The sequence below is a fragment of the Sulfitobacter aquimarinus genome, from assembly GCF_040149565.1.
GTDB lineage: Bacteria > Pseudomonadota > Alphaproteobacteria > Rhodobacterales > Rhodobacteraceae > Sulfitobacter > Sulfitobacter aquimarinus.
Genome location: NZ_JBEFLO010000008.1, coordinates 52,731 through 74,571, shown reverse-complemented (window position 1 = coordinate 74,571; position 21,841 = coordinate 52,731). Strand labels below are relative to the sequence as shown.

Sequence of the window (21,841 nt, the reverse complement as noted above, 5' to 3'; positions counted from 1 at the left end):
CGCCCCCGCGACGTTGCTTTGCGCAGAGATGTTGATGGGCGCGGTGCGCCCGTGAGTTTAGAGGCAAAATGAAGCCGGGGGTTGCGCAGATTAGATGCAAGGGCCGCCCAGTGGAGAGGAAGAGAAGATGTATAACTTTGATGTTGAGATGCCGACGACTGTGGCGGACGCGGTGAGTGCCTTGTCGCGTGACGAGGCGCAGCCGATGAGTGGGGGGCAGACATTGATCCCCACGCTGAAGGCGCGGTTGGCGGCACCGTCGGTTCTGGTGTCCCTGCATGGCATCGCCGAGATGAAGGGCGTGCGCAAAGACGAGGCGGGCCAGCTGTGTGTTGGTGGCGCGACCACCCACGCGACTGTGGCAGCCGAGGCTGCGGGCGATTACCCTGCGCTGGCGTCTTTGGCGGCGCGTATTGGTGATCCTGCGGTGCGCAACCGCGGGACGATTGGGGGATCGGTTGCCAATAACGACCCGTCGGCCTGCTACCCTGCGGGTGTGCTGGCGTCTGGCGCAACTGTTGTGACCAACAAGCGCGAGATCGCGGCGGATGACTATTTCCAAGGCATGTTCGATACAGCGTTGGAAGAGGGCGAGATTGTTACGGAAGTGAAGTTCCCGATTCCCGAGGCCGCGCATTATGAGAAGCACATTCAGCCCGCGTCACGTTTCCCGCTGGTTGCTGTCTTCGTCGCAAAGTTCGCCGATGGTGTGCGTGTGGCTGTGACAGGCGCTTCGGAAAACGGTGTGTTCCGTTGGAGCGAGGCCGAGGCGGCGCTGAGCGGTAATTTTAGCGCCGATGCAGTGGCAGGTTTGAAGGCGGACGGGTCAGAGATGATCAGCGATTTGCATGGCACTGGTGCCTACCGTGCGCATCTGGTCGGCGTAATGACAAAGCGGGCTGTGGCCGCGATCACGGGCTAACACACTCAAACAGCCGCGCGGGCAATCGCGCGGCTGCTGTCTATTGTCGGTGGGGCAACGAAAAACGCCCCGTCCGTTGGGGGACAGGGCGCTTGTGCTATCTGTTCTGAGCAATCTTACTTGCTGGGCAGAGGGCCGATCAGCATGACCATCTGGCGGCCTTCCATTTTCGGGAAGTTTTCGACCTTGCCGTGATCGGTCACATCTGCTGCGACGCGTTCCAGAAGTTCGCGGCCAAGGTTCTGGTGGGCCATTTCGCGGCCGCGAAAGCGCAGTGTGATTTTCACTTTGTCGCCGTTTGCCAGAAACTTGTACACGTTGCGCATCTTGATGTCATAGTCGCCGCTGTCGGTGTTCGGGCGGAACTTGACCTCTTTGATCTCGATGATCTTCTGCTTGCGCCGTGCTTCGGCTTCGCGCTTTTGCGTCTCGTATTTGAACTTGCCGAAATCCATGATCTTGCACACGGGCGGGTTGGCGTTCGGGGAAATCTCTACCAGGTCGAGCCCTGCTTCCTCGGCCATGTCCATGGCGCGGGCGGGGGTGACGAGGCCTACGTTCTCGCCCTCTGCGCCGATGAGGCGGATCTCGGGGGAACGGATGTTTTCATTGACGCGCGGGCCGGTGTCTCGTTGCGGGGGCGCGTTATGTGGTCTGCGAGCGATGATGGTCGTCCTTTGATGATTAAGCTAGGAGTTTGCAAAGTAGACGCGCAAGCCGTGCCCTTCAAGGTATAAATCAAAGAACCTTTGGGCATTCTGGTACGTTTTCCCCTTGAACCTTTGGCCGACGGGGCGCATTTCAGCGCCAATGTTCAACACGGGCGTGCATTTATGCTCCGTGTCATAAATGAAGGGGAAGAATAAATGAAAAATTTGGTATGGATCGCATTGGCCGCAATCATCGCGGGCGGCGGTTATATGCTGTATTCTGGTCGCAGCGTGCAAGACATCACAACCAGCGTCAGCGATACGGCGACTGCTGCGGTTGAGGCGACGACGGACGCGGCCGCAGGGGCCGTTGATGCGGCCTCGGATGCGGCTGCGGATGTTGCTGAAACAGCGACCGATGCGGCGGATGCGGCAGCAGAGGCGGCTACGGATGCGGCAGCGGCAGTGACCGATGCGGCGACTGACGCAGCGGACGCGGTGGCAGATACAGCCGGTGCGGCAGCAGATGCAGCCTCGGACGCGGTTGATGCGACGGCTGAAGCAGCGTCTGACGCGGTTGATGCAGTTACAGACGCAGCAGCGGATGCCGCAGACGCGACAACCGATGCAGTAGATGCAGCGACAGAGAATGCAACGGAAGCCGCAGACGCGACAACCAAGGCCGCGACTGACGCAGCCAACGCAGCGACAGAGACAGCAACCGAAGCAGCAGACGCGACAACCGAGGCCGCGACTGACGCAGCAAACGCAGCGACAGAGACAGCAACGGAAGCCGCAGACGCGACAACCGAAGCCGCAACTGATGCAGCCAACGTAGCGACAGAAACAGCAACGGAAGCCGCAGACGCGACAACCGAAGCCGCGACTGACGCAGCAAACGCAGCGACAGAGACAGCAACGGAAGCCGCAGACGCGACAACCGAAGCCGCGACTGACGCAGCCAACGCAGCGACAGAGACAGCAACGGAAGCCGCAGACGCGACAACCGAAGCCGCGACTGACGCAGCAAACGCAGCGACAGAGACAGCAACGGAAGCCGCAGACGCGACAACCGAGGCCGCGACTGACGCAGCCAACGCAGCGACAGAGACAGCAACGGATGCCGCAGACGCCGCCACCGAAGCAGCGGACGCAGCAACAACCGAGACAACCGAAGCAGTTGTCGAAGGCACCGAAGCGGTTTCCGAAGCCGCAGCGGAAGGCTCCATGATGTCCGAGCTGCTCACCGTTGACGGCTTTAACCTCGAAAAAGTGTCCACAATGCTGGAAGAATCAGATCTGGGTGCCTTGCAGAAAACTGTTCTTTCCAAAGGTCTTGAGGCCGCTCAGGACAACCCCGAGCTGCTGAAAACCGCGCTTGATAAAATCCGCGAAGCTATGGGCATGTAAGCCTGTCGCTTTGTGACGCCGACAGGGCCGCTTCCGAGAGATCGGGGGCGGCCTTTATCATTGGCGCAAATGCGTCCAGTCGATGTTGCTGGACGTGCCAACGACCCGCATGGCGCACCAAAGGATAACGCCGATGCTGAGAACCAGCCAGACAAAGCCCCAGACCTGTGCCGTGCCGCCGAAAGCGTCGGCCAGCATATGCGCATCGGACTGTACGCCGCGCCGCGCAATCGTGTCGTCGTAGATGTCATAGGGAACATAGATCAAACTGCTGAGCCCGATGACGCGCAGCACCATGTCGTTGACGCTGTGCCCCAGAAACCGCGCACAGCCCAGCAATACGGCGCCCGTCACGCTGCAAAAGATCGCGGCAAAGACATCGCGCACGTAAAAGACCACAACCGCCAGCATCACCGCGCCCAGCAGGGCTACGACCATGCGGTCGGCCTCGCTGCGCAGGGCGATCATCAGCAGCGCCACCCCCAACAGCAACGACCCCAGATAGCCCGCCGACAGGATCGCAAACAGGTTGCCGCCCCGTGTCACCGCAAACCCGCCTTGCTGCGCCGAGATCGAGATTTGCTCAACCGAGCCGCCCGTGAGCCACGCAGCCAGCGCATGGGATAGCTCGTGCAGGAACACCACAAGGATTTTGAGCGGCAGCACCACAGGCGTCTGCCAAAGGGCAATCACAGCCAGCATAAGCGCCAGCAGTTGCCAATGGGATCTAAGATATGTCATCGCCCGATCACGCCTGAGCGGGCGGGCGATGTCAATTCACGTGGCGCGTTTTAGCCGACAAAGGCTTTTTCGACGACGTAGTGCTTGGGGTCGGAGTTGGCCCCTTCCTCAAGGCCGAAACCTTCCAGCACCGCTTTGATATCGGTGTTCAGGCCCATTGACCCGCAGACCATCGCACGGTCCGTCTCGACGTTGATGCCGTCAATGCCAAGATCTTTGAACACCGTGCCATTCTCCAGCAGCGTGGTGATGCGGCCCATCTTGGGCGATTGCTCTCGCGTGGTGGTGGGGTAGTAGCGGATTTTGGCGAGGTTCTCGACACCGATCAGCTCCTGCATCATCTCGTCTGCTTGCAGGTCTTCGATCAGCTTGCGTGAATACTCCAGCTCGGCCACATCGCGGCAGGTATGGGTGATCACGACCTCGTCGAATTTCTCGTATGTCTCCGGCTCGCGCAGCAGGCTGGCGAAAGGCGCAAAGCCGGTGCCGGTGGCGAAAAACCACACCCGTTTGCCGGGCAGCAGTGCGTCATGGACCAGCGTGCCCACGGGCTTGGGCCGCAAGATGATCTCGTCGCCGACTTTGATGTGTTGCAGCTTTGAGGTCAGCGGGCCGTCCTGCACCTTGATCGAATAGAACTCCAACTCGTCGTCCCACGCAGGCGACGCGATGGAATAGGCGCGCAGCAGGGGTTTGACCTTGCCTGTCTCGGGATGCGGGTCGCCCATCAGGCCGATCATCACAAATTCGCCCGAGCGAAAGCGCAAGGACGCAGGCCGCGTCACGCGGAATGAAAACAGACGGTCCGTCCAATGGGTCACGGCGGTCACCGTCTGGGCATCGGGCAGGGTGGGCACGGGTTTTGCGGTCTGGGTGGTCACGGGTGAATGCTCGGTCATGGTTTCTCCGCAGAGCGCAGGCTCCGCAGTCCTTTTATTAGACAAGGGGAAGGGGGCGCGCAATGCACCCCCCGTTGGCAAAGCTGTGGGCGGGGTTATCCGCGTAGGCGGGCCTGATAGTCATGCGCCCGCCAGTCGGCGCGGAACAGCCATTGGTCCTGCGGCTGGCGGGCGGCAAGCTGGGCGTCGATCTCGACCTCGTCAAAGCCGGATCTGCGCGCCATGGCGTATTGATCGGCCAGAACATGGCCCCGCGCCCGCAGGCGACCCGTATAGCCGCGCAAGCGCAAGGCCCGCGCAATGCCAAAGCCGCGCCCGTCCGCGCTGGAGGGGAAGTCGATGCGGATCATTTGCAGACCCTCCGGCAGGGGGATGTCCTGCGGCTGCGTGTCCGAGGGCACATCCAGCGCCACGCAATCATTCGCCGCTCCGATCCCGCAATAGCCTGCGGTCCAGTCGTCTTCGGAAAAGCCTGTGTCGGTTACAATCACGCTCATGTCGTTGCTCCTGTGCGGACCATCTTGCCGTCCACAAAATGAATGCCGCATTCGTCTTTGTCCTGATCACGCCAGCGGCCCGACCTTGGGTCTTCGCCTTCGGCGACGGGGGTGGTGCAGGGCGCACAGCCGATCGAGGGATATCCGCGGGCCACCATCGGGTGGCGGGGCAGGAGGTGATCGGCCATGTAATTGGCCACATCGCGGGCGTCCCACCGCGCCATCGGGTTGATCTTGAGGTGCGGTGTGCGGCCTTCGCGTTCCTCGACCTCAAAGGGCGACAGCTCGGCGCGGCGCCCCGATTGAAAGCGTTTGCGGCCCGAAATCCACCCGTCCACACCGCTGAGCGCGGTGGTCAGGGGCTGCGTTTTGCGCAGCGCGCAGCAGGCATCGGGGTCACGTTTGTGCAGCGTGTTGTCAGGGTCTTCGCGGGCGATGTTGCCGCTGCGCATGACGGTCACATTGGTCAGACCCAGATGCCGCGCCAGATCGCGTTGATAGGTCAGCGTTTCCGGAAACAACAACTCGGTATCGATAAACAGGACCGGAATATCCACGCTGACCGAGGCGGCAAGGTGCAACAGCACCACCGAATCCGCGCCAAAGCTGGACACCAGGGTGATGTTCGGCACTGTCTCGAATCCCGCCGCGATGATGTCGCGGGCAAGGCTGTGGTCGGTCTGCGCATTCAGCGCCTGTGCCCGCGCATGCAACGCCGCGTTGGCGGCATTGCGTTGCTCGTCAGTCAGCCAGAAGGGTTGCAGGGGGGAGGTATCAAGCGGCATCTGATTGTTTCTCCGGATAAAGGGCAGCCTTGAACGGTGCGGCTCCGAGACGGTTGTAGGTCTGTAGGAAAGTCTCGGCAGGCTCGGTACGCAAGTCAAGATATGCCAGCACCAAACGCTCGACAGCGCCTACAATTTCATCAGCGCCAAAGCCGGGCCCTGCGCGTTCACCGATCCGCGCAGTGTCGGTGGCGTCACCGCCCAGCGTGATCTGGTAATTCTCGACGCCCGCACGGTCCAGCCCAAGGATGCCGATATGGCCCACGTGGTGGTGCCCGCAGGCATTGATGCACCCCGAGATCTTGAGCTGCAAAGGCCCCACATCATGCTCAAGCTTGAGCGCGTCGAAATGCATCGCAATCTCTTGCGCGACAGGAATGGACCGCGCCGTGGCCAGCGCGCAATAGTCCATACCGGGGCAGGCGATGATGTCCGAGATCAGGCCGATGTTCGCTGTCCCCAACCCCTGTGCCCGCAACGCGGCATAGACCGAGGGCAGATCGGATTTATGCACATGCGGCAGGATCACGTTCTGCTCGTGGCTGATGCGGATATCGTCGTGTCCATAGCGCTCGGCCAGACCCGCGATCAGCTTCATCTGCGCGGCAGAGGCATCGCCCGGCGTTTTGCCATGCGCCTTAAGGCTGATCGACACAATGGCATAGCCATCCGCCTTATGCGCGCTCAGGTTCGTATCGGCCCAAGAGCGGAACAGCGGGTCGTTTGCATACGCCTCGTCAAAGCTGCGCGTGTCGGCGGTTTTGAATTTCGGCGCTGCGAAATCCGCCTCGATCCGCGCCAGCAGTTGCTGGTCGACGCCAGTGAATTGCGGGCGGATACGGGCATAGGCGGCGTCCACGCGGGCGCGGATGTCCTCGATCCCGTTCTCGTGCACGGTGATCTTGATGCGGGCCTTGTATTTATTATCGCGCCGTCCCAGCAGGTTATAGACCGACACGACGGCCTCCAGCGTGGGCAGCAGATCGGCGGCCTCGACAAAGTCGTACAGGACCTTGCCGATCATAGGAGTGCGGCCAAGGCCACCGCCGATGATTACCTCAAACCCGCGCTTGCCGTCGCGTTCAACAATGCGCAGGCCGATGTCATGGGCACGCACCACGGCGCGGTCATGGGCGGCACCTGATACGGCGACCTTGAATTTACGCGGCAGGAACTGGAACTCGGGGTGGTCCGTCGACCACTGGCGGATCAGTTCGGCGATGGGGCGCGGGTCCGCGATCTCGTCCGCGGCGGCACCTGCGAAGTGGTCGGCGGTCACGTTGCGGATGGTGTTGCCCGATGTCTGGATGGCGTGCATGTTGACGGTCCCCAGCGCATCCAGCATGTCAGGCACATCGCGCAGCTCGGGCCAGTTGTACTGGATGTTCTGACGCGTGGTGAAATGGCCATAGCCCTTGTCCCACTTGGTGGAGATGTCCGCCAGTACGCGCATCTGTGCGCTGTTGAGCGTGCCATACGGGATCGCCACGCGCAGCATATAGGCGTGCAATTGCAGATAAAGCCCGTTCATCAGGCGCAGCGGCTTGAATTCATCCTCGGTCAGCGAGCCGTCGATGCGGCGCTCGACCTGAGCGCGGAACTGCGCGTTGCGTTCCGCCAGAAAGTCGCGGTCAAAATCGGAATAATGGTACATTACTGGGTCTCCTGTTTGCCGTGGGCATAGTTGGACGGGCCGCGCGCGCGAAAAGCTTCGCGGAAATGTGCGGGCGTGGGGGTGCCGCTGTCTTCGGACACGGGCATCAGATAGACGCCGACGACCTGCTCACCCGCCAGTGTGGCAGCACCTTCAAGGCGGGCGTTTGCCTGTGCCTCGTCGTGCAGAACTTCTGCCTCGGCCAGATCGCGCACCCATGTGGTGCCGCGCAGATAGACAACATCGCCCAGCAGCAGCGCGTTGGCGGTGATAACGGATGGTTTAAACGCTTTGGGCATTTGCAAGCTCCTGATGCAGGGGGGCGGCGGCGGCGGCGGCCGCACGGGGCGCGAGGCCAAGGAAAGTGAGGGCAGGGCCGGACATGTCGGCCGCTTCCAGCGCGGCGGGCAAGGCATCCAGCGTGGTGCAGATAATGCGCTGATCGGGGCGCGAGGCGTTCTCGATCAGGGTGACAGGCGTGTGGCGGTCCGCGCCGTGCATCAGCAGGCGGCCCTGGATAAACCGCGCCGACTTTTTGCCCATGTAGATCGCGGCGACTTCGTTTTCCTGCGCCAGCGTTTTCCAGTCATGGTCGGCAAAGCCGCGGGTGTCATGTCCTGTCAGGAACCGCACCGAGGCATTGCGCCCGCGCCGCGTCAGGCTTTGCCCGATCGAGGCCACCGCCGCCGAGGCCGAGGTAATCCCCGGCACAATGTGCCAGCCGATGTTATGCGCATCCACGGCGTCGATCTCTTCGTCGAGACGGCCAAAGACGGTGGCATCACCCGATTTCAGCCGCACAACCTGTGCGCCTGTTTGGGCATGTTCGACCAGCAAAGCGTTAATGTGCTCTTGGGGGGTGTGGGGGCCAAAGCCTTCCTTGCCCACGTCGATCATTGTGGCCTCGCGGCGGGCGAGCTCGAGGATCTCGGGCGTGATGAGGCGGTCATAGATCACCACGTCAGCCTCGTCCAAGGCGCGGCGGGCTTTCAGCGTCAGGAGTTCAGGATCACCGGGGCCACCGCCGACAAAGGCCACATGGCCCTCGCGGGCTTGGGTGTTCAGATGTGTATCGAGCAGATCCTTCAATGCGGGCAGCACGCGCTCTTCGCCCTCGGCCACGGCTTTGGGGCCTGCGTTAAAGTAAAAGGCGCGCCAGAAGTCGCGACGGGGACGGCCGAAGGGCAGCGCATAAGATGCCTTGCGGAACGTCTTGCCGATACGCGCCAGCGTGCCAAGCGATTGGGGTAGGCGCTCCTCCAGATCGGCCTTGATCGCACGGGCCAGCACGGGGGCCGCCCCTTCGGTGCCGATGGCGATGGTGACGGGATCACGGTCGACGATGGCGGGCGTGATAAACTGGCTGTCCTCAAGGTTGTCGACAATGTTGATCAATGCGCCGCAGCTGCGCGCCAGATGGGCGGTGCGGGCGTCTTCGGCGGCATCTTCGTTTGCGCCGTAAAACAGCTTGGCGCAGACAGCATCGCCATAATCCATCGCCCGCGAGACCAGCGTAAGGCGGCCCGCTTCGTGCCACTGGGCAATCTCGGGCGCGGCCTCTGCGGCAAAGACGGTGATCTTGGCCCGCGATTTCATCAGCAAGCGTAGTTTGGCCAATGCTGCGTCGCCGCCGCCCGATACGATGATCCGCGCCGTGTCTGTGCTGAGGAAGATGGGGAAGTGATCCATGCCAGTGTCCTTGTTGCTTGAGGTTCAATATAGAACTTTATTCCAATATTGCGCCATATGGCGGCTTACATAAGGAAGATTGTTCTGTATTGGTGGTGCTGCGGAACAGCGGGTTTCAAAAAGAAGGAAATACAGAATGAGCGTTCGGATAGACGACACAGACAGGAAAATTCTTGCGGCCTTGCAGCGGGATGCCAGCCAGTCGCTGGATGATATCGCCCGCGAAGTAGGCTCTTCCAAGACGCCGGTGTGGAACCGGATTCGTAAAATGCGCGAGGCGGGGGTGATCGGGCAGCAGACTGTTGTGCTGGACGCCGAGGCGCTGGGATTCGAGGCGTGTTTCTTTGTGTTGATCCGCACATCCGAGCACGAGGCCGACTGGCAGGGGCGGTTCCTGAAAGCGCTGCAAGACAGGCCAGAGGTGCAAGAAGCACACCGTCTGGCGGGCGACATCGACTATATCCTGAAGGTGCGGGTGGAAAATGCGCGGGCCTATGACAGCTTTTATCAGGCGCTCATATCCGAAGTGCGGGTGCATAACGTGACGGCGCTGTTGTCGATGGAGCAAATCAAATCCACGACGATGCTGCCGCTTTAGCCACGTGACCGCACAGCGCGCTGCCGCGCACGACATATTTGGCGCGTGACGCGGGCCTGAGCCACGATCGCGGGCGGGGTATGGTCGGGCGAAAGGCGCGACAGTGCTGGCCAATGCAGGGGCGGGGCCGTAAAACAGCTGCTATGACGTATCGCTACCTCAGGCGGGGGCTTAACAGTTTTGTGTTTCTGACCTGCGTGGCGCTTTTGTCGACGGGGGTCTGGCGCTATGCCACGCATCAGGGGCTGGACCAGCTATCGGCGCGCGGTGCTGCCGATCTGGCGCTGGCCAGTGACCGGTTGGAGGGGCAGTTGCAACGCTACCGCGATCTGGCCGTGGTGATGGCGGATCATCCGCAGGTTGTCAGGGCGCTGGCCGAGGGGGCAACGCCTGATGACCGCGCCTTGTTGCGCAATGTGGCGGACCGTGCGGCGGCGTCAGATGTGATGGTGGTCGACCGCGCAGGTGCGCTGTTGGTGGCCGCCGACAGCGGGGCGGGCAGTGCAAGTGCGGCGGCCTTTGTGGGCCGTGCGCTCAACGGCGCTTTGGGGCGCGGGTACGGGCCTGATGCGGCTGCGGGGCGTGCCTATTTCTATGCCGCACCTGTGTTTGGCGCGGGGGGGCGTGTCTTGGGCGCGTTGGTGGTGTCGACGGATCTGGCATCGGTGGATTATGCGTGGCGCGGTGACACGCCAGCGGTGTTTTTCACCGACGGCAGCGGGCAGGTGCAGGTTTCCAACCGGTCCGAGCTGATCTTTTGGCAACGCCCGCAAGGGGCGGCAGGGTTGCGCCCGCCGCAGGGTGATTTGCCCGACTTCGACGTCTCCTACAGCGGCGGGCACGAGATTTGGCGGCTGGGTTGGGGCCGCTACCTGCCGCGCGAGGCGCTGCATCTGGCGCAGGATCTGCCCGTGATCGGCATGACGGGCGAGGTGCTGGTGGATGTGGCCCCTGTGCGCAGTCTGGCGGCGGCGCAGGCCTTTGCTGTAGCCGCGCTTTGTCTGGCGTTTGGGGCGCTGTTGTTCCTCGCGACCGAGCGGCGGCGCACGCTGGCCCGCGCCAATGCCCAGTTGGAGGCCCGCGTCCGCGCCCGCACCCAAGCCCTGCGTGACACCAATGACGAGCTGCGCCGCGAGGCGCAAATCCGCGAGGAAGCCCAAATGGCGCTGGCCCGTGCGCAAGACGATCTGGTGCAGGCCAGCAAGCTCAGCGCTTTGGGCCAGTTGAGCGCAGGCATCAGTCACGAGCTGAACCAACCGCTGATGGCGGTGCAATCCTTTGCCGAAAACGGCGTCGCGTTCATCGAGCGGGGCCGCCCCGAGCGTGCGTCCGAAAACCTGTCACGGATTGCGGATATGGCGGGCCGCATGGGGCGGATCATCAAGAATTTGCGGGCGTTCTCGAAACAGGAGCCTGTGCAGCAGGTCGAGGTTGATCTGGCCGCTGTGCTGGCGCTGGCGCTTGAGTTGACGCAGACGCGGCGGGCGGCGATGGGGGTGACGCTGGACTATGATGCGCCTGCCGCGCCTGTCTGGGTAAAGGGGGGCGAGGTGCGGCTGGGGCAGGTGTTTGTAAACCTGATCAGCAACGCGCTGGACGCGATGGAGCAGCGCGACACCCGCCGCCTGACCCTGACGCTGGACCAAACCGCAGGCATCAGCGCCAGCGTGCGCGACACAGGGGTGGGCATCAAAGCGCCCGAGCAAGTGTTCGATCCCTTCTATTCCACCAAAGACGTAGGCGCCGCCAAAGGCGTAGGCTTGGGCCTGTCGATCAGCTATGCCATTGTGCACAGTCTGGGCGGCGAAATCCGCGCACATAACACCAAAAACGGCGCGTGTTTTACCGTCACCCTGCAACCCGCCACAAGGTCCGAGGCCGCATAATGCGCAAAGTACTGTTAGTTGATGATGACGCCGCCGTGCGCGAGGCGCTGGCCCAAACGATCGAGCTGGCCGATCTGGACTGCATCGCCGCAGGCTCGTTCATTGTGGCGGCGGATCATATCACGGCTGCATTTGACGGGGTCGTTATCTCGGACATCCGTATGCCGGGGCGGGACGGCTTTCACCTTTTGGCGCATGTGCGCGGCATTGACCCCGACCTGCCTGTGATCTTGCTGACGGGCGAAGGCGACATCCCCATGGCTGTCAAAGCGATGGGCGAGGGGGCGTTTGATTTTCTGGAGAAGCCCTGTGCCGCCTCGAACCTTCTGGCCGTGGTTGAGCGGGCGTTGAAAACCCGTGCGCTGGTTCTGGAAAACCGCGAGCTGCGCCAACTGGTAGAAAGCGGCGATCCTGCGGCCCGCATGATCTTCGGCACCTCGGCGCTGGCCGAAGAGTTGCGTGCGCAGGTCCGCCGCGTGGCGCTGGCCACGGGCGATGTGCTGGTTTCGGGGGCGCAAGGCTCGGGCATCTCGAAGGTGGCAGAGGTGATCCACCTCAGCTCGCCGCGCTCCAAGCGGCCGTTTTTAAAACGGGCGGCGGCGGACATGGACGCCAACGCGCTGCAAGAGGCGATCACGCAGGCCGAAGGCGGCAGCCTGTTTGTGGACGAGATCACGATGCTGCCCGCGCAAAGCCAGCTTGCCCTGTCAGAGGCGCTGGATGCGGGGCCCGCCACACGGCTGATTGCAGGCTCGACCCGTGACCTTGCCGCCGCACTGGAGGCGGGGCGGCTGAATGCGGATCTGTATTACCGTCTGGTCGTGATGCCCGTGCGCGTGCCTGCCCTGGCCGAGCGCCCCGAGGACATCCCCGTGTTGTTCCGCCGCTATGTCGCCCAAGCCGCCGAGCAATCGGGGCAGCAGGCCCCCGAAATCACCCCGCAAATCGAGGCCGCCCTGATGGCACGGGACTGGCCCGGCAACGCCCGCGCTTTGATGAGCGAGGCCATGCGCTTTGTCATCGGGATGCCGCTGTCCGACGGCGCTGCGCCGCAGGACGCGGACGCACACCTTGGCCTGTCCGAACATCTGGCGCAGGTTGAGCAATCGCTGATTGAGGGCGCTTTGCGCCGTGCGGCAGGTCAGGCAACCCAAGCGGCCCAGGCGCTGAAGCTGCCGCGCAAAACCTTTTACGACAAATGCGCCCGCTACGGCCTGCGCCCCGAAGATTTCCGCCCCTGAGTCGCACCGCGTCAAGTGTGCGGAATTTCGCACAAGTGGCGTGATGCGGGTGCGGTTTATCGCACATTGATAGCGATAACAGAAATTCCCTCCGCGTAACATATTGATTTTAAGCGCGTCCCCCTTGGCGCGCCAAGCGTCTTGCGGCCAGCCAAGCGACACCCAATAGTATCGCCAGCGCGGCCTTATCGCCGCCTGTAAATAAATCTCTGGGAGGAGACATCATGAAATTCGTAACAGCGGCCGTTCTGGCCATCACCATGTCCGCAGGCGCAGTTGCCGCCGCATGTGACGACGGCGAGATCGTCATCAAACTGTCCCACGTGACCAACACGGACAAGCACCCCAAAGGCATCGCCGCATCCCTGCTGGAACAGCGCGTCAACGACGAGATGAACGGCAAAGCCTGCATGGAGGTCTTCCCGAACTCCACACTTTATAACGATGACCAAGTGCTTGAGGCGTTGCTGCAAGGCGACGTTCAGATGGCGGCGCCATCCCTGTCCAAGTTCGAGCAGTTCACCAAGCAATTCCGCATCTTCGATCTGCCCTTTATGTTCAAAAACATCGACGCCGTGGACGAGTTCCAGAACTCTGAAACCGGTCAGGCGATGAAAGAATCCATGACACGCCGTGGCCTGCTGGGTCTGGCTTTCTGGCATAACGGCATGAAGCAGATGTCGGCTAACGTGCCGTTGAACTCACCCACCGATGCCAATGGCCTCAAGTTCCGCGTGCAAAACTCGGACGTGCTGAAGGCACAAATGGCGGCGATGGGTGGCTCACCCCAGCCGATGGCCTTCTCCGAAGTGTACGGCGCGCTGCAAACCGGCGTTGTGGACGGCCAAGAGAACACATGGTCCAACATCTACGGCAAGAAGTTCTTTGAAGTGCAAGACGGCACCACAGAGACAAACCACGGCATCATCGACTATCTGCTGGTGACCTCGACCGATTGGGTCGACAGCCTGCCGGCAGATGTGCGTGACCAGCTGATGACCATCGTCGGCGAAGTGACTGCTGCGCGTAACTCTGAGTCCACAAAAGTGAACGCAGACGCCAAGCAGGCGATCATCGATGCGGGCGGCGTTGTTCGTCAGCTCGACGCCGCACAGCGTGAAGAGTGGGTTGCAACCATGAAACCCGTTTGGGAACAGTTCATTGGCGACGTTGGCCAAGAAAACGTAGACGCAGCTCAGGCGATCAACGCCAAGCACTAATCACCCCTTGTGGTGTGCGGCCGGCCCCCGATGGGGCTGGCCGTTTTTATTTCCATGGAATCTGGACAGGAGGGTCGCATCATGGCGGGCCATTCTTCGACACAAACCGGGCTTGCGCGGATCGTGAGCGAGATCGAAGAGACTGCGATTGCAGTTATACTCGGTCTGATGACGGTGATCACATTCATCAATGTGGTGCTGCGCTATGGCTTTAACACGGGTCTTATCTGGGGGCTCGAGGTTGTGACCTTCCTGTTTGCATGGCTTGTGCTGTTCGGCATGTCCTATGCTGTCAAAGTGACGGCGCATCTGGGTGTGGATGCGGTTGTGAACCTGTTTTCCGAGGGGCCGCGCAAGATTCTGGCGACCATCGCGGGCATTGTTTGCGTGATCTACGCCGCCTTGCTGCTGAAGGGCGCGTGGGACTATTGGGCGCCGTTTGCGGGGCTGGATGCCACCACGGGCCGCTGGTTCCCCACAGGGTTCGAGAACTCGCGCGATCAGGCATGGTACGAGGTGATCGACACGCCGATCCCCGACTGGCTGCGCTTTATCGAGCCATTGATGAACGAGGGCGAGGCATACGAAAAGCTGCCGCGTTTCATCCCCTATTTTATGATGCCTTTTGGTGCGGCGCTGTTGTTGCTGCGGTTTGTGCAGGCTTTGGTCAAGGTCGTGCAGGGGCGTCAGACTGGGCTGATCGTCAGCCACGAAGTCGAAGACGCCATCGAAGACGTCAAACACATGAACGCGGAGCGCTAAGCCATGGAAGTTATTGTTCTATTCACCATGGTCGTCGGGCTGATGCTGATCGGTGTGCCGATCGCCATTTCGCTGGGCCTGTCGTCCATTATCTTTTTGCTGGCGCTGTCGGATACGTCGATGGCCTCTATCGCGCAGACGTTTTTCCAAGCGATGGCAGGGCATTACACGCTGCTGGCGATTCCGTTTTTCATTCTTGCGTCGTCGTTTATGTCGACGGGGGGCGTTGCAAGGCGGATCATCCGCTTCTCCATTGCGCTTGTCGGGCATTTGCCTGGTGGTCTGGCGATTGCGGGTGTCTTTGCCTGTATGCTGTTTGCCGCCCTGTCAGGCTCGTCGCCAGCGACTGTTGTGGCCATCGGTAGCATCGTGATCGTGGGCATGCGCGAGGTCGGTTATACCAAGGACTTCGCCGCAGGTGTGATCGCCGTGGCAGGCACGTTGGGTATCCTGATCCCGCCCAGTATAGTGATGGTGGTCTATGCCTCTGCCACGGATGTATCCGTAGGGCGGATGTTCCTTGCGGGTGTCATCCCCGGTCTGCTGGCGGGCACAATGCTGATGGTGACGATCTATATTATCGCCCGCGTGCGTGATTTGCCAAAGGGCGAATGGCGCGGCTGGGGAGAGGTGCGCCGCTCCGGCATCGAGGCCGGCTGGGGGCTTTTCCTGATCGTGATCATCCTTGGCGGCATCTATGGCGGTATCTTTACCCCGACCGAAGCTGCGGCTGTGGCGGCGATCTATGCCTTCTTGATCTCCAGCTTTGTCTACCGCGATATGGGGCCGCTGCATGTGAAGGGCGAGGGTGCGAACCTTGCGCTTTGGGCCAAGCCGCAGGCGCTGCTGACCGTGTTCTTCCACCGTGACACCCGCGACACGCTGTTTGAAGCGGGCAAGCTGACGGTGACGTTGATGTTCATCATTGCAAACGCGTTGATCCTGAAACACGTGCTCACGGATGAGCAGATCCCGCAGCAAATCTCGGCTGCGATGCTGGATGCGGGGTTTGGGCCGGTGGTGTTCTTGATTATCGTGAACGTGATCTTGCTGATCGGTGGCCAGTTCATGGAGCCATCGGGCCTGTTGGTGATTGTAGCGCCCTTGGTGTTCCCCATCGCGATCGAGTTGGGCATTGATCCCATTCACCTGGGCATCATCATGGTGGTGAACATGGAGATCGGGATGATCACGCCGCCTGTCGGACTTAACCTCTTTGTGACGTCTGGCGTGGCGAATATGCCGATGATGAACGTCGTGCGTGCGGCCCTGCCGTTTCTGGCGGTATTGTTCATCTTCCTGATTATGGTGACGTATATTCCAGCGATCTCGACTTGGCTGCCGACGCTGATGATGGGGCCGGAGATCATTGTGAAATAGCGTGATCTAACGGAGCAGGCTGCGCCTGCACGACATTATGGCACTGCTTGGCAAGGGGCGCAGGACTTTTGATGGTCTTGCGCCCTTTGCTGGTTACGGGTTTGAGTTTATTGGCAAAATGAAGAAGCCGTGGTGCGTCAGCTTTGGGCCAGTGCCGTGACGATGGGGGCGAAGTCGCTGGCTTTGAGGGAGGCGCCGCCGACGAGGGCGCCGTCCACGTTTTCGGCCGTGAAGATTTGCGCTGCGTTGTCGGGTTTGACGGAGCCGCCGTAGAGGAGCGGGATGGCGTTGGCTGTATCTGCGTCGAAGCGTGTGGTGAGGGTGGCGCGGATGAAGTCGTGGACTTCGATGATTTGGGGTAGGGTCGGGATTTTGCCGGTGCCTATGGCCCAGATCGGTTCGTATGCGATGATGGTGTTTTCTGCGGAGGCGGCGTCGGGAATGCTACCTGCGAGCTGCGTCGCGATGAGGTCGAGGGTGGTACCGTTTTCGCGGGTCTCGAGGTCTTCGCCGATGCAGATGATCGTGTTGAGGCCCGCGGCCCAGGCGGTGCGGGCTTTTGCAGCGATGTCTGCGTCTTGTTCAGCGTGGGCTGTGCGCCGCTCGGAATGGCCGATGATGACGTGGGCCGCACCCGTGTCGACGATCATCGCGGCGGATGTATCGCCTGTATAGGCGCCGCTGGTTTCCGCGTGGCAGTCCTGTGCGCCGATGCGGATGCCTGTATTTGCGGCGATCTGTGCTGCGCGAAACAGCAGGGGGGCAGGCGGGCAAATCAACACCTCGGGGGCGTTTGCAGGCAGCAGCTTTTGCAGGGCCGAGATTTCGGTCAAGGTGGCGCTTGTGCCGTTCATTTTCCAGTTGCCTGCAGCCAGTTTGCGTCGCATGGGCGCTCCTATGTTATGGGTTGGGCGTGTTTAGCATCCGTGGCGCGGCACTTCAACGCGCAGGGCGGGCTAGCGCAGCGCCTCCATCGCCTGACGGGCCAAGGCGCAGGCGTTTTCGGGATCGTCGAGGGAGGCATCGGGGAGGGTCCAGTAGGGCATGGCGGCGGTTTCGCCGTTCTTGCGCGCATAACGCCATTGGGTGCCGCCCAGATCGTGCATCCGTTCGGCAAATGGCCCTTTGGGCGCTTTGAGCAGGACGCGCCCGTCAGACAGTTGCAGGGCAAAGATGGTGCCCCCGCTATAGAAGCCCATGCCGCCGAACATGCGGCGGGTGGTCAGGTCGGGGATGTCGTCAAACAGCTCAAGCGCGAAGGCCATATCGGCCGCGCCAAGGCTCATTTCGCGAAGAGCGTTTCGTCGAACTTGATGGATTCGCCGCAGCCGCAGGCCTCGGAGACGTTGGGGTTGTTGAACTTGAACCCGCTTTCGAGCAGCGAAGTCTCGTAATCGACCTCGGTGCCGAAGAGAAACATTTGCGCCATGGGGGCGATCATCACGCAAGCGCCGTCCTGGGTCACGACCTCGTCGTTGGGATCGGGGTCGTCGACGTATTCCATGGTGTATTCCATGCCCGCACAGCCGCCTTTTTTGACGCCGATGCGCAGTCCCGCGTGGCCCTTGGCCTGCATCAGTTTGATGATCTGTGCCGCCGCTTTATCGGTAATGGTGACGGCCTGTTTGCCTGGAATGCCGAACATGTCTGGTCTCCTTTACTGCGTCCAAGGTAGGGACGCGGGGCCGAATTCTCAAGAATTACATAAAGCCTAGTTCAAGCCGCGCCTCGTCTGACATCATATCCATGCCCCATGGCGGCTCCCACACCAGATCGACGTCGACCTGTTTGACGCCTGCGATGGGTTCGACCGCATCGGCGACCCAGCCGGGCATTTCACCCGCGACAGGACAGCCCGGCGCTGTGAGCGACATCTTGATCGCGACCGCGTTCTGCTCATCGATGTCGATGGTATAGATCAGGCCCAGCTCATAGATATTCACGGGGATTTCAGGGTCATAGACCGAGCGGCAGGCCTCGACCACTTGCTCATACAGCGGATGATCCGTGCTGGACGGGGCAATCAACGGTGTGCCTTCGAGCGGGGGGGTCGTGTTGGTCATATGCGCCTCATTCCTATTCTTGAGCATTTATATAGGGATTGCGGTCTGCCGCGTCCAGTGGGGGGCGGCAGACATTTCACGGTGCATTTGGCCTTTGTCAGCCCTCGTTGATGTCGCGGGTAACGATGCGGGCGCCGCTCGACTGGCTTTTGAACACCAGTTTCAGCACGATCCACGCCACCAGCGACAGGCCTGCAAACAGCGCCATCAAGGCCGAGGTGTTTGTGATCAGCCCAAGGCCGACCACCGCCGTCATCGCCAATGCGCCCAAGGCGAAGCCAAGGAAGATGGAGGCGGGGGCGATCAGCTCGATCAGGGCCAGTGCGAGGGCGGCGCAAAGCCAGACCCACCAGACGTGAAGCAGGCTCTCCATATCAGCCGCGCCCCTTGAGCAGTTTGAACGCATCGCCAAAGGCGGCCAGCGCCTCGGAGGGGACAACGATGGTATTGCTGCCTTGGCCGCTGCTCATGGTGCCGAGCGCTTCGACCTGTTTCAGCGCGATCTGGTATTGCGCGGCCTCCAGCCCGTTTTCGTTGATTGCGGTGGCAACCACTTGTGTAGCGTAGCTTTCGGCGTCGGCCAGCACGCGGCGGGCCTTGGCCGTCTGCTCGGAGGCGTAAAGTTCCGCATCTGCCGCCAGTTCCACGGCGCGTTTGGAGCCTTCGGCCTCGGTCACTGCGGCGCGGCGGGCGCGTTCGGCGTTCAGCTGTTGCATCATCGCGGCGCGGGTCGCAGCATCAAGGTTCACGTCGAGGATCTCGGCGCGGGTCACTTCGATGCCCCAGTTATCAACGGCGTCTTCGACAAAGCCCTTGATCGTGGCAATCAAGGCCGAGCGGTTGGCCTGCACCTCGTCGAGGTCCATCTTACCGATTTCGGCCCGCACGATGCCCGCCACAGTGGTGGCGATGGCGCTGTCCACGTTGCGAATGCGGTAGACGGTCTTTTCCGGCTCGGTGATGCGGTAGAAAACGGATGTGTCAACCTGCACCAGTACGTTGTCGCGGGTAATCGCGTCTTGGGAGGCGGTGGGCAACTGCCGCTCGAGGATCGAGATTTTATGCGCGATACGGTCAAAGAAGGGCACGATCATGTTGATGCCGGGCCCCAGCACGGCACGCAGACGACCAAAGCGTTCAACCACGTGCTGTTCGGACTGCGGCACGATCTTGACCGCCTTGAGCACGACAACCACCAGCACCACGGCCAGCAGGATCCAGCCGAGGTTGCTTTGAATAAGGTTCAGCACAAGATCTTCTAGCGGCACGCTGGCCTCCTTTTTGTTTGTTATACTATATATGTGGGGGTCAAAGAGCATGATTGCAAGCGTGCTACACCTGGGGTAGGCGGGCACAGCAAGGCGCAAAAGGAGCGGACATGGCGGGTTTTACGTATCAGATTGACGCAACAGACGGGCGGGCGCGCACGGGCGCGATCACCACGCCGCGTGGCGAAATCCGCACGCCTGCGTTTATGCCTGTCGGCACGGCGGCGACGGTAAAGGCGATGATGCCCAGCTCGGTCCGTGAGACGGGCGCGGATATTCTGTTGGGCAATACCTATCACCTGATGCTGCGCCCCACGGCTGAACGGATTGCGCGGCTGGGCGGGTTGCATAAGTTCATGAACTGGGAACGCCCGATCCTGACGGATTCAGGCGGGTTTCAGGTGATGTCGCTGGCGTCCTTGCGCAAACTGACCGAGCGTGGCGTGACCTTTAAAAGCCACATCGACGGCAGCAAACACGAGATCACGCCAGAACGCTCGATGGAGATTCAGGCGCTTTTGGGGTCTGACATCGTCATGTGTTTTGACGAATGTCCCGCGCTGCCCGCAGACCGCGACCGTATTGCAAGCAGTATGGAGCTGTCGATGCGGTGGGCGGCGCGTTCGCGCGAGGCGTTTGGCGACCGCCCCGGCCATGCGCTGTTCGGTATCCAGCAGGGCGGGTTGGAACAGGACCTGCGCCAGCAAAGCGCCGAGGCGCTGCGCGAGATCGGATTTGACGGCTATGCCGTCGGCGGCCTTGCCGTGGGCGAGGGGCAGGAGGCAATGTTTGACTGTCTTGATTACGCGCCCGAACAACTGCCCCAAGACAAGCCGCGCTATCTGATGGGGGTGGGCAAGCCTGACGATATTGTGGGCGCCGTGGCCCGCGGCATTGATATGATGGACTGCGTGCTGCCCTCCCGCTCTGGCCGCACGGGGCAGGTGTTCACCCGTCACGGCGTGCTGAACATTAAAAACGCCCGCCACGCGGACGACCCGCGCCCGCTGGACGAAAACTGTGGCTGCCCTGCGTGCCAGAACTACTCCCGCGCCTATCTGCACCACGTCTTCCGCAGTCAGGAGATGATCTCCTCTATGTTGCTGACTTGGCATAACCTGCGGTATTATCAGGATATTATGGCGGGAATGCGCGAGGCGATTGCGGCAGGGACATTCAGCCAGTGGCAGGCCGATTTCCACGCGGGCCGCGCACAGGGCGATATTGACCCGCTTTAGGGCGTAAAGGTCACGTCATACCCGAAAGAGACGCTTTGCCCCGCCGCCAGCGTGATGCTGTTGGGCCGCTCGGCTATTTGCGGCCCGTCGCCCACATAAGAGGCGGTGCCGTGCCACGGCTCGATACACAAAAACGGCGCACCGACAGGGCGCCACAGGGCCAGATCGGGCAGGTTGTGAAAGGCGAAATCCAGCGATGGACCGCCCTTGGGACCATAGCGCAGCGCATCTGCGCCATTTGGAAAAACCAACGCGCCATTTGCAAACAACCCATCGCGCAGGACCAGATCGCCGTCCGTGAATGGCCCCGCGATTGGCGTGGGCTTCAGCAACCCATCGTCGAGGGCGCGCATATCAGGCGTGCCCCCTTGCGCCAGCGTCACGTGATGGTCGCGCCCTTCGGCGTTGGGCAGGGGCCAGCGGAACGCGGGGTGATAGCCGAAACCAAAGGGCATCGGCTGTGTGTCGTCGTTGGTGACTTCGGCGCGGACGCGCAGGGTCGCGCCTGCCAACTCATGGGTGATGCGCAGGGCGAATTCAAAAGGATACACTTTGCGCGTGTCCGCATTGGCCCGCAGGATGTGGCGGCACATGGAGGCTGTCTGCGCCTCTACCTCGAACGCACTGCGCCGCGCAAATCCGTGTTGCGGCATGGGCGCCGCGTGATCGCCCACGGCTATCATATCCTCCGCCGCACGGCCCACGATGGGAAACAACACAGGCGCACGCCCCGTCCAAAAGGCGGCATCGCCGTCCCACAGCAGATCATCGCCCGCAGCCGTGCGCAGATACTGCATCTCGGCCCCCATCGGGGCCACGGCAAGGTGCAGGTCTTGGGAAGTGAGGTGGATCAGGGTCATTGCAGGCTCCGCTAGAGGGGGGGGGGACAGCGCGACCACACCATAGTTTGCGGGCATTGGCAATTTGACCAAAGGGCA

At 61.6% G+C, this 21,841-nt stretch carries 24 protein-coding genes; 9 read left to right on the top strand and 15 right to left on the bottom strand.

The features are described from left to right. The first annotated feature begins 127 nt into the window (after window positions 1–127). Complete coding sequence (locus tag ABMC88_RS14405; protein ID WP_349577592.1) at window positions 128–922, top strand: FAD binding domain-containing protein; 795 nt, start codon at window positions 128–130, stop codon at window positions 920–922. Window positions 923–1,038: 116 nt separating this feature from the next. On the opposite strand, the gene infC is transcribed toward ABMC88_RS14405, so the two are convergent. Continuing rightward, window positions 1,039–1,500 (bottom strand): translation initiation factor IF-3, encoded by a 462-nt coding sequence (gene infC, locus ABMC88_RS14400; protein ID WP_439655612.1) that lies wholly within the window; start codon window positions 1,498–1,500, stop codon window positions 1,039–1,041. A gap of 288 nt (window positions 1,501–1,788) precedes the next feature. On the opposite strand from infC, the gene ABMC88_RS14395 reads away from it, so the two are divergent. Then, on the top strand, window positions 1,789–2,982 hold the full coding sequence (locus ABMC88_RS14395; protein ID WP_349577591.1) for a hypothetical protein: 1,194 nt from the start codon (window positions 1,789–1,791) through the stop codon (window positions 2,980–2,982). A 57-nt stretch (window positions 2,983–3,039) separates the two neighbouring features. Here ABMC88_RS14395 and ABMC88_RS14390 read toward each other — a convergent pair whose 3' ends face one another. From ABMC88_RS14390 to cysG, 7 genes are all read right to left on the bottom strand, one after another. Continuing rightward, window positions 3,040–3,723, bottom strand: a complete 684-nt coding sequence (locus tag ABMC88_RS14390) for a M50 family metallopeptidase (RefSeq protein ID WP_349577590.1) — start codon at window positions 3,721–3,723, stop codon at window positions 3,040–3,042. Window positions 3,724–3,773: 50 nt separating this feature from the next. Beyond that, window positions 3,774–4,622: a ferredoxin--NADP reductase gene (locus ABMC88_RS14385; protein ID WP_349577589.1), complete on the bottom strand. Its 849-nt coding sequence runs from the start codon at window positions 4,620–4,622 to the stop codon at window positions 3,774–3,776. Window positions 4,623–4,717: 95 nt separating this feature from the next. Beyond that, entirely contained in the window at window positions 4,718–5,119 is a 402-nt protein-coding gene (locus ABMC88_RS14380) for a DUF934 domain-containing protein (protein WP_349577588.1), read from the bottom strand. Beyond that, complete coding sequence (locus ABMC88_RS14375) at window positions 5,116–5,904, bottom strand: phosphoadenylyl-sulfate reductase (protein WP_349577587.1); 789 nt, start codon at window positions 5,902–5,904, stop codon at window positions 5,116–5,118. The genes ABMC88_RS14380 and ABMC88_RS14375 overlap by 4 nt, the downstream gene beginning before the upstream one ends. Then, window positions 5,894–7,558: a nitrite/sulfite reductase gene (locus ABMC88_RS14370; RefSeq protein ID WP_349577586.1), complete on the bottom strand. Its 1,665-nt coding sequence runs from the start codon at window positions 7,556–7,558 to the stop codon at window positions 5,894–5,896. The genes ABMC88_RS14375 and ABMC88_RS14370 overlap by 11 nt, the downstream gene beginning before the upstream one ends. Then, window positions 7,558–7,857, bottom strand: a complete 300-nt coding sequence (locus ABMC88_RS14365) for a DUF2849 domain-containing protein (protein ID WP_349577585.1) — start codon at window positions 7,855–7,857, stop codon at window positions 7,558–7,560. Before ABMC88_RS14365 ends, ABMC88_RS14370 begins: the two co-directional genes overlap by 1 nt. Beyond that, window positions 7,841–9,247 carry a siroheme synthase CysG gene (cysG, locus tag ABMC88_RS14360; RefSeq protein WP_349577584.1) on the bottom strand — a complete coding sequence of 469 codons (1,407 nt, stop codon included), beginning with the start codon at window positions 9,245–9,247 and terminating at the stop codon, window positions 7,841–7,843. The genes ABMC88_RS14365 and cysG overlap by 17 nt, the downstream gene beginning before the upstream one ends. A gap of 136 nt (window positions 9,248–9,383) precedes the next feature. Here cysG and ABMC88_RS14355 point away from each other — a divergent pair, with 136 nt between their 5' ends. The 6 genes from ABMC88_RS14355 to ABMC88_RS14330 all read left to right on the top strand — a co-directional run bounded on the left by ABMC88_RS14355 (window position 9,384) and on the right by ABMC88_RS14330 (window position 16,334). Next, on the top strand, window positions 9,384–9,845 hold the full coding sequence (locus ABMC88_RS14355) for an Lrp/AsnC family transcriptional regulator (protein ID WP_349577583.1): 462 nt from the start codon (window positions 9,384–9,386) through the stop codon (window positions 9,843–9,845). 143 nt (window positions 9,846–9,988) lie between these two features. Continuing rightward, the gene (locus tag ABMC88_RS14350) at window positions 9,989–11,731 is read left to right on the top strand and encodes a sensor histidine kinase (RefSeq protein ID WP_349577582.1); all 1,743 of its coding nucleotides are present in this window, start codon (window positions 9,989–9,991) and stop codon (window positions 11,729–11,731) included. Further along, the gene (locus ABMC88_RS14345) at window positions 11,728–12,972 is read left to right on the top strand and encodes a sigma-54-dependent transcriptional regulator (RefSeq protein WP_349577697.1); all 1,245 of its coding nucleotides are present in this window, start codon (window positions 11,728–11,730) and stop codon (window positions 12,970–12,972) included. The genes ABMC88_RS14350 and ABMC88_RS14345 overlap by 4 nt, the downstream gene beginning before the upstream one ends. Before the next feature lie 224 nt (window positions 12,973–13,196). Further along, window positions 13,197–14,192, top strand: a complete 996-nt coding sequence (locus ABMC88_RS14340) for a DctP family TRAP transporter solute-binding subunit (protein ID WP_349577581.1) — start codon at window positions 13,197–13,199, stop codon at window positions 14,190–14,192. 81 nt (window positions 14,193–14,273) lie between these two features. Then, the gene (locus tag ABMC88_RS14335; protein ID WP_349577580.1) at window positions 14,274–14,954 is read left to right on the top strand and encodes a TRAP transporter small permease; all 681 of its coding nucleotides are present in this window, start codon (window positions 14,274–14,276) and stop codon (window positions 14,952–14,954) included. 3 nt (window positions 14,955–14,957) lie between these two features. After that, window positions 14,958–16,334: a TRAP transporter large permease gene (locus ABMC88_RS14330; RefSeq protein WP_349577579.1), complete on the top strand. Its 1,377-nt coding sequence runs from the start codon at window positions 14,958–14,960 to the stop codon at window positions 16,332–16,334. A gap of 137 nt (window positions 16,335–16,471) precedes the next feature. Here ABMC88_RS14330 and tpiA read toward each other — a convergent pair whose 3' ends face one another. From tpiA to ABMC88_RS14300, 6 genes are all read right to left on the bottom strand, one after another. Beyond that, on the bottom strand, window positions 16,472–17,221 hold the full coding sequence (tpiA, locus tag ABMC88_RS14325; RefSeq protein WP_349577578.1) for a triose-phosphate isomerase: 750 nt from the start codon (window positions 17,219–17,221) through the stop codon (window positions 16,472–16,474). Between the two features lie 69 nt (window positions 17,222–17,290). Then, a complete protein-coding gene (locus ABMC88_RS14320) occupies window positions 17,291–17,620 on the bottom strand; it encodes a TfoX/Sxy family protein (protein ID WP_349577577.1) in 330 nt (109 codons plus the stop codon). Continuing rightward, entirely contained in the window at window positions 17,617–17,979 is a 363-nt protein-coding gene (locus tag ABMC88_RS14315; RefSeq protein ID WP_349577576.1) for a HesB/IscA family protein, read from the bottom strand. The genes ABMC88_RS14320 and ABMC88_RS14315 overlap by 4 nt, the downstream gene beginning before the upstream one ends. 55 nt (window positions 17,980–18,034) lie before the next feature. Continuing rightward, window positions 18,035–18,397: an SUF system Fe-S cluster assembly protein gene (locus tag ABMC88_RS14310; protein WP_349577575.1), complete on the bottom strand. Its 363-nt coding sequence runs from the start codon at window positions 18,395–18,397 to the stop codon at window positions 18,035–18,037. 97 nt (window positions 18,398–18,494) lie between these two features. Continuing rightward, entirely contained in the window at window positions 18,495–18,770 is a 276-nt protein-coding gene (locus ABMC88_RS14305) for a hypothetical protein (RefSeq protein WP_349577574.1), read from the bottom strand. A 1-nt stretch (window position 18,771) separates the two neighbouring features. Next, a complete protein-coding gene (locus ABMC88_RS14300) occupies window positions 18,772–19,716 on the bottom strand; it encodes an SPFH domain-containing protein (protein ID WP_439655609.1) in 945 nt (314 codons plus the stop codon). A 59-nt stretch (window positions 19,717–19,775) separates the two neighbouring features. Here ABMC88_RS14300 and tgt point away from each other — a divergent pair, with 59 nt between their 5' ends. Continuing rightward, the gene (gene tgt / locus ABMC88_RS14295) at window positions 19,776–20,903 is read left to right on the top strand and encodes a tRNA guanosine(34) transglycosylase Tgt (RefSeq protein WP_349577572.1); all 1,128 of its coding nucleotides are present in this window, start codon (window positions 19,776–19,778) and stop codon (window positions 20,901–20,903) included. Here the strand turns inward: tgt and ABMC88_RS14290 are convergent. Next, window positions 20,900–21,763, bottom strand: coding sequence for an aldose 1-epimerase family protein (locus ABMC88_RS14290; RefSeq protein WP_349577571.1), 864 nt, complete (start codon window positions 21,761–21,763; stop codon window positions 20,900–20,902). The two genes, tgt and ABMC88_RS14290, sit on opposite strands and share 4 nt — an antisense overlap. Window positions 21,764–21,841 lie beyond the last annotated feature (78 nt).

Bases quoted from the DNA above. Each gene is read 5' to 3' on its own strand.
- ABMC88_RS14405 (WP_349577592.1), top strand. From the start codon at position 128: ATGTATAACTTTGATGTTGAGATGCCGACGACTGTGGCGGACGCGGTG.
- ABMC88_RS14395 (WP_349577591.1), top strand. From the start codon at position 1,789: ATGAAAAATTTGGTATGGATCGCATTGGCCGCAATCATCGCGGGCGGC.
- ABMC88_RS14390 (WP_349577590.1), bottom strand. From the start codon at position 3,723: ATGACATATCTTAGATCCCATTGGCAACTGCTGGCGCTTATGCTGGCT.
- ABMC88_RS14385 (WP_349577589.1), bottom strand. From the start codon at position 4,622: ATGACCGAGCATTCACCCGTGACCACCCAGACCGCAAAACCCGTGCCC.
- ABMC88_RS14380 (WP_349577588.1), bottom strand. From the start codon at position 5,119: ATGAGCGTGATTGTAACCGACACAGGCTTTTCCGAAGACGACTGGACC.
- ABMC88_RS14375 (WP_349577587.1), bottom strand. From the start codon at position 5,904: ATGCCGCTTGATACCTCCCCCCTGCAACCCTTCTGGCTGACTGACGAG.
- ABMC88_RS14370 (WP_349577586.1), bottom strand. From the start codon at position 7,558: ATGTACCATTATTCCGATTTTGACCGCGACTTTCTGGCGGAACGCAAC.
- ABMC88_RS14365 (WP_349577585.1), bottom strand. From the start codon at position 7,857: ATGCCCAAAGCGTTTAAACCATCCGTTATCACCGCCAACGCGCTGCTG.
- cysG (WP_349577584.1), bottom strand. From the start codon at position 9,247: ATGGATCACTTCCCCATCTTCCTCAGCACAGACACGGCGCGGATCATC.
- ABMC88_RS14355 (WP_349577583.1), top strand. From the start codon at position 9,384: ATGAGCGTTCGGATAGACGACACAGACAGGAAAATTCTTGCGGCCTTG.
- ABMC88_RS14350 (WP_349577582.1), top strand. From the start codon at position 9,989: ATGACGTATCGCTACCTCAGGCGGGGGCTTAACAGTTTTGTGTTTCTG.
- ABMC88_RS14340 (WP_349577581.1), top strand. From the start codon at position 13,197: ATGAAATTCGTAACAGCGGCCGTTCTGGCCATCACCATGTCCGCAGGC.
- ABMC88_RS14335 (WP_349577580.1), top strand. From the start codon at position 14,274: ATGGCGGGCCATTCTTCGACACAAACCGGGCTTGCGCGGATCGTGAGC.
- ABMC88_RS14330 (WP_349577579.1), top strand. From the start codon at position 14,958: ATGGAAGTTATTGTTCTATTCACCATGGTCGTCGGGCTGATGCTGATC.
- tpiA (WP_349577578.1), bottom strand. From the start codon at position 17,221: ATGCGACGCAAACTGGCTGCAGGCAACTGGAAAATGAACGGCACAAGC.
- ABMC88_RS14320 (WP_349577577.1), bottom strand. From the start codon at position 17,620: ATGAGCCTTGGCGCGGCCGATATGGCCTTCGCGCTTGAGCTGTTTGAC.
- ABMC88_RS14315 (WP_349577576.1), bottom strand. From the start codon at position 17,979: ATGTTCGGCATTCCAGGCAAACAGGCCGTCACCATTACCGATAAAGCG.
- ABMC88_RS14310 (WP_349577575.1), bottom strand. From the start codon at position 18,397: ATGACCAACACGACCCCCCCGCTCGAAGGCACACCGTTGATTGCCCCG.
- ABMC88_RS14305 (WP_349577574.1), bottom strand. From the start codon at position 18,770: ATGGAGAGCCTGCTTCACGTCTGGTGGGTCTGGCTTTGCGCCGCCCTC.
- ABMC88_RS14300 (WP_439655609.1), bottom strand. From the start codon at position 19,716: ATGCTCTTTGACCCCCACATATATAGTATAACAAACAAAAAGGAGGCC.
- tgt (WP_349577572.1), top strand. From the start codon at position 19,776: ATGGCGGGTTTTACGTATCAGATTGACGCAACAGACGGGCGGGCGCGC.
- ABMC88_RS14290 (WP_349577571.1), bottom strand. From the start codon at position 21,763: ATGACCCTGATCCACCTCACTTCCCAAGACCTGCACCTTGCCGTGGCC.